General features: G+C 72.5%; 5 protein-coding genes. All 5 read left to right on the top strand.

Annotated features, from left to right (window positions below):
• Positions 1-566 (top strand): SMP-30/gluconolactonase/LRE family protein (locus ACFE8Y_RS20735; protein WP_375466261.1); only part of this gene is annotated, 566 nt, incomplete at its 5' end.
• Positions 563-1,471: a VOC family protein gene (locus ACFE8Y_RS20730; RefSeq protein WP_375466260.1), complete on the top strand. Its 909-nt coding sequence runs from the start codon at positions 563-565 to the stop codon at positions 1,469-1,471. The genes ACFE8Y_RS20735 and ACFE8Y_RS20730, both read left to right, overlap by 4 nt.
• 114 nt (positions 1,472-1,585) lie before the next feature.
• The gene (lgt, locus tag ACFE8Y_RS20725) at positions 1,586-2,482 is read left to right on the top strand and encodes a prolipoprotein diacylglyceryl transferase (protein ID WP_375466259.1); all 897 of its coding nucleotides are present in this window, start codon (positions 1,586-1,588) and stop codon (positions 2,480-2,482) included.
• Positions 2,479-3,555, top strand: coding sequence for a class I SAM-dependent methyltransferase (locus tag ACFE8Y_RS20720; protein WP_375466258.1), 1,077 nt, complete (start codon positions 2,479-2,481; stop codon positions 3,553-3,555). Before lgt ends, ACFE8Y_RS20720 begins: the two co-directional genes overlap by 4 nt.
• A 106-nt stretch (positions 3,556-3,661) precedes the next feature.
• Complete coding sequence (pgeF, locus tag ACFE8Y_RS20715) at positions 3,662-4,432, top strand: peptidoglycan editing factor PgeF (protein WP_375466257.1); 771 nt, start codon at positions 3,662-3,664, stop codon at positions 4,430-4,432.
• Positions 4,433-4,815 lie beyond the last annotated feature (383 nt).

The following is a 4,815-nucleotide window of genomic DNA, read 5'->3' as shown; positions in this document are numbered from 1 at the left end:
GTCTGAACGCGCCCAACGACCTCGTCTGCAAGTCCGACGGCACGATCTGGTTCACTGACCCGCCCTACGGCATCCAGACCGACTACGAGGGCGGCAGGCAGGATTCCGAGCTTCCCGCCAACGTCTACCGCTTCGATCCCCGCGACGGGTCGCTCGCCGTGATGGCCGACGACTTCGAGGGCCCGAACGGGCTCGCCTTCTCCCCGGACGAGCGCCGCCTCTACATCGCCGAGAGCGGGCTGCAATTTGCTGCAAGCCCGCGTCAGTTCATCCGCGCCTTCGACGTGTCGGAGGACGGCCGACTCTCCGGCGGCGCGATCTTCCATACGGTGAGCCCCGGCTTCGCGGACGGATTCCGCGTCGACGACGAGGGGCATCTCTGGTCTGGCGCGGCGGACGGGGTGCACTGCATCGATCCGGGCGGCGACGTGGTCGGCAAGATCCTGGTGCCCGCGACGGTCTCGAACCTCGCCTTCGGCGGTCGCAACCGCAGCCGCCTGTTCCTCTGCGCCTCCCGCACCCTCTACGCGATCTACACGAACCGCCGCGGGGCGCGGCTGGTATGAGCGCGCGGGTCCGGGCCGTCGTCGGGATCGAGCGGACCGTCTCCGACCTCGCGCGCACCGAGGCGTTCTACCGCGACGGCCTCGGCTTCGCGCGGATCGGACCACCCGAGCCGGTGCCGCCGCCGGTCCTCCAGGCGTTCGGGCTGCCGGATGCGGCAGCGACCCGTCTCACGATGCGCCTCGGCGACCAGCGGATCGGCTTCCTCGCGTTCGACCCGCCGGGCGCCCCCTACCCCGACGCGCCGTGCGCGACCGACCCGTTCTTCCAGCACGCGGCGATCCCCGTGCGCGACATGGACGCCGCGTTCGCGCACCTGAGTGCTGCCGGGCCCGGCGCGATCAGCGTGGGTGGACCGCAGACGCTCCCGCCGGACTCGGGCGGCGTCACCGCCTACAAGTTCCGCGATCCGGACGGGCACCCGCTGGAGCTGATCGTCTTCCCGGGCGGGCCGCCAGCCGAGCGGTGGCGGGGGGCGCGCGGCCTGTTCCTCGGCATCGACCATTCCGCGATCACAGTCACGGACCGCGCGGCGGCGCTGGCCTTCTACGGTGATCGCCTCGGGCTCGCGGTGGCGCAGCGGGGCGTGAACCGGGGCGAGGGCCAAGCCCGCCTCGACGGCGTGCCCGACCCGGTGGTCGACGTGATCGCGCTGGAGCCGACCGGCGCGGCGACCCCGCACGTGGAACTGCTGCACTACCGCTGCCCCATGTCCGCGCGGCCGAGGCCCGCAGCCTTCGGCCCACGCGACCGGGCGACGACGCGGTTCGTCCTCGCGGTCGAGGACGCGCCCGAGACCGCCGCGGCGATCCGGGCGGCCGGCTACCCGGCGCGCGTCTCGGCGGACGGCTCGACCGCCTACGCCGAGGGCCCGGACGGGCGCGGATTGCTGCTGGTGGCGTCGTAGAGGAGCATCCTCTGCCGATCGCCCCAGTCCATCGCCGGCCGCCAGGACGCACCCTCGCGGCTTGACGCCCGGCAATCGCCGCGTCCAATGCCCCGGAGTTTACGGGAGGCCCCGATGCCGCTGCTCGCCCTGCCCTTCCCGGCCATCGATCCGGTCGCCCTCGCCATCGGGCCGATCACGATCAAGTGGTACGCGCTGGCCTACATCACCGGGCTGATCGGCGGCTGGTTCTATGCCCGCCGGCTCGTGATGGCCGACCGGTACTGGGGCGTGGTGCGGCGGCCCACGGTCGCCGATATCGACGACATGATCGTCTGGGTCGCGCTCGGCGTCGTGCTCGGCGGGCGGATCGGCTACGTCCTGTTCTACAACCTGCCGATGTACCTCGACGACCCGGTGGAGATCCTCGCCATCCGCAACGGCGGCATGTCGTTCCACGGCGGCTTCCTCGGTGCGATCCTCGCGATGCTGTTCTTCGCCCGCCGCAGGCGACTGAACGGCTACACCCTGCTCGACCTCGCCGCGGTGGTCGTGCCGATCGGGCTGTTCTTCGGGCGCATCGCCAACTTCGTGAACGGCGAATTGTGGGGCCGGCCTGCGCCGGACTTCCCCTACGCCGTGGTGTTCCCGACCGGCGGCCCGCTTCCGCGCCACCCGAGCCAGCTCTACGAGGCCGCCACCGAGGGGCTGGTGCTGTTCGCGGTCATGGGTATCGCCGTCAACCGCTTCGGCTTCCGCCGGCCGGGCCTGATCGGCGGCCTCTTCGTCCTCGGCTACGCCGTGGCGCGCACCGTCTGCGAGTTCTTCCGCGAGCCCGACCGCCAGCTCGGCTACCTGTTCGGCGACCATCTCGGGCCGCTCGGCGGCGGCGTCACCATGGGCATGCTGCTCTGCGTGCCGATGGCGATGGTCGGGGCGACCTACATCGTGCTCGCCGCCCGCGGCGTCACGCGCCCGCGCCATCCCGTCGAGGGGCCGGCGCCGATCCGCGACGGGCCGGTGGAAGCGTGAGCGGCACGCCGCTCGGCCGCGAGATCGCGGGCACGATCCGCGAGACCGGGCCGATCGGCATCGACCGCTACATGGCCCTCTGCCTCGGGCACCCGGTCCACGGCTACTACCGCACCCGCGATCCGCTGGGGCCTCGCGGCGACTTCACCACGGCGCCCGAGATCAGCCAGATGTTCGGCGAGCTGATCGGCGTCTGGATCGCGGCGGTCTGGGGGCTCATGGCGGCGCCCGCGCCGCTGCGCCTCGTCGAGCTCGGGCCCGGTCGCGGCACCCTGATGGCGGATGCACTGCGCGCGCTCCGGGCAGTGGCGCCGACGGCTGGAATCGACCTCCACCTCGTCGAGACCAGCCCGGTGCTGCGGGCGGCGCAGGCGGTAATGCTCGCCGAGGCCACGCCCGCGTGGCACGCGGACGCCGAAGCGGTGCCGCCGGGCCCGGCGATCTGGATCGCCAACGAGTTCCTCGACTGCCTGCCGGTGCGTCAGTTCCAGGCGACCCCCCGCGGCTGGTGCGAGCGGGTGGTCGGGTTCTCGGCCGACGGCGCCCTCGCCTTCGGCCTCGCGCCCGAGCCGACCCGGACGATTGCGGCGCGGGCGCCCGAGGGCGTGGTGATGACCCTGCCGACGGCGGTCCTCGACCTGACGCGGAGCCTCGCCCGACGCCTGGGCGACCAGGGCGGTGCGCTGCTCGCGATCGATTACGGCCACGTCCGCCCCGGCTTCGGCGACACCCTCCAGGCGGTGGCCGGTCACCGCTTCGTCGGCCCCCTCGATGCACCGGGCGAGGCCGACCTCACCGTCCACGTCGACTTCTCCGCCGTCGCGCGGGCGGCGCGGGCCGAGGGCGCGGCGATCCACGGCCCCGTCGATCAGCGCGACTTCCTGCGCGCCCTCGGCCTCGCCGAACGACGCGACCGGCTGAAGGCGCGGGCGACGCCCGCCCAGGCCGCGGCCATCGACGCCGCGGCCGCCCGCCTGACCGACCCGTCGCGGCGCGGCATGGGCAGCCTGTTCAAGGCGATGGCCGTGAGCGCGCCCGGCCTGCCGCCGCTTCCGGGGTTTCCGAAGGCCTGATGCGCTTCCGCGCCGTTCGCCGGACCGCACACGACCGTGCATCGTCACGGCGTCGGCGTTCGGCTAACGACGGTCGATGTCCCACACCCGCCGTCCAGGAGCCGCCATGTTCGTCGAAGCGCCGGAGCTCAGCTCGCATGCGGGGATACGACACGCCTTCTTCACCCGGGAGGGCGGCGTCTCGGACGGGCTGTACGCCGCGCTCAACGGCGGCCTCGGCTCGAACGATCGGCCCGAGGCGGTCGCCGAGAACCGGGCGCGGATGTGCGCGCAGCTCGGACTCGCCGCCGACCGGATGGTCGGCCTGTACCAAGTCCACTCCGCGGAGGCGGTCGTGGTCGAGGCGCCGTTCGCGCCGGCCGACAGGCCGCGGGCGGACGCGATGGTCACGCGCGTTCCGGGGCTCGCCCTCGGCATCGCCACCGCCGATTGCGGTCCGATCCTGTTCGCCGATCCGGAGAACGGCGTCGTCGGCGCGGCCCATGCGGGCTGGAAGGGGGCGCTGACGGGGGTGATCGCGGCGACCATCGCGGCGATGGAGGGGCTCGGCGCCCATCGCGAGAGCATCGTCGCCGTGCTCGGCCCGACGATCGCGCAGGACGCCTACGAGGTCGGCGCGGACTTCGTCGCACGCTTTCGCAGCGAGGCTCCGGAGGCGGACGCGTTCTTCGCGGAGGGCGCACGGCCGGGCCGCGCGCAGTTCGACCTTCCGGGATTCATCCTGGCGCGCCTGCACGCGTCCGGCATCGGCGAGGCCGCGATGCTTGGGCTCTGCACCTACGCGGACCCTGCGCGCTTCTACAGCTATCGTCGCGCCACCCATCGCAGCGAGGCCGATTACGGCCGCCTGATCTCGGCAATTGCCCTGACGCCGTAATGGGGTTCCCACACTTCTCCCAATGCGGCAATCTGTCCGGCGACGGGATGAGAAAAAAGCGTGGCCGCAAGCGAACCTTGACCATTCGAGCGCGTTCATGACCCGAGGTACCCAGGGAAGAACAGCATCGCGCCACAAAGGGGCCGCCTCCAAGGCGGTCGGCGTCTCTGCAAAGCAACAGCATCCCTGGAGCTGCTGACCTAAAGACGGGCAATCGATGCCGAGCGGACCGAATACGGCCGGCGGCAGCAGATGGAATGAGGACCAGATTATGAAATCCACGCTCCGGGGCGTCACCGCCCTCGCCGGAATCGCCCTTGCCGGTTCCGCCTTCGCCGCCGACCTGCCGCGTCGTGCGCCGCCTCCGGTGTTCACGCCGGTTC

Source organism: uncultured Methylobacterium sp. (genome assembly GCF_964242245.1).
GTDB lineage: Bacteria > Pseudomonadota > Alphaproteobacteria > Rhizobiales > Beijerinckiaceae > Methylobacterium.
The sequence above is the reverse complement of the archived record's forward strand: the minus strand, read 5'-3'. Positions and strand labels throughout refer to the sequence as shown.

Excerpts from the sequence above, each read along its gene's own strand:
- ACFE8Y_RS20730 (WP_375466260.1), top strand. The coding sequence starts at position 563 with ATGAGCGCGCGGGTCCGGGCCGTCGTCGGGATCGAGCGGACCGTCTCC.
- lgt (WP_375466259.1), top strand. The coding sequence starts at position 1,586 with ATGCCGCTGCTCGCCCTGCCCTTCCCGGCCATCGATCCGGTCGCCCTC.
- pgeF (WP_375466257.1), top strand. The coding sequence starts at position 3,662 with ATGTTCGTCGAAGCGCCGGAGCTCAGCTCGCATGCGGGGATACGACAC.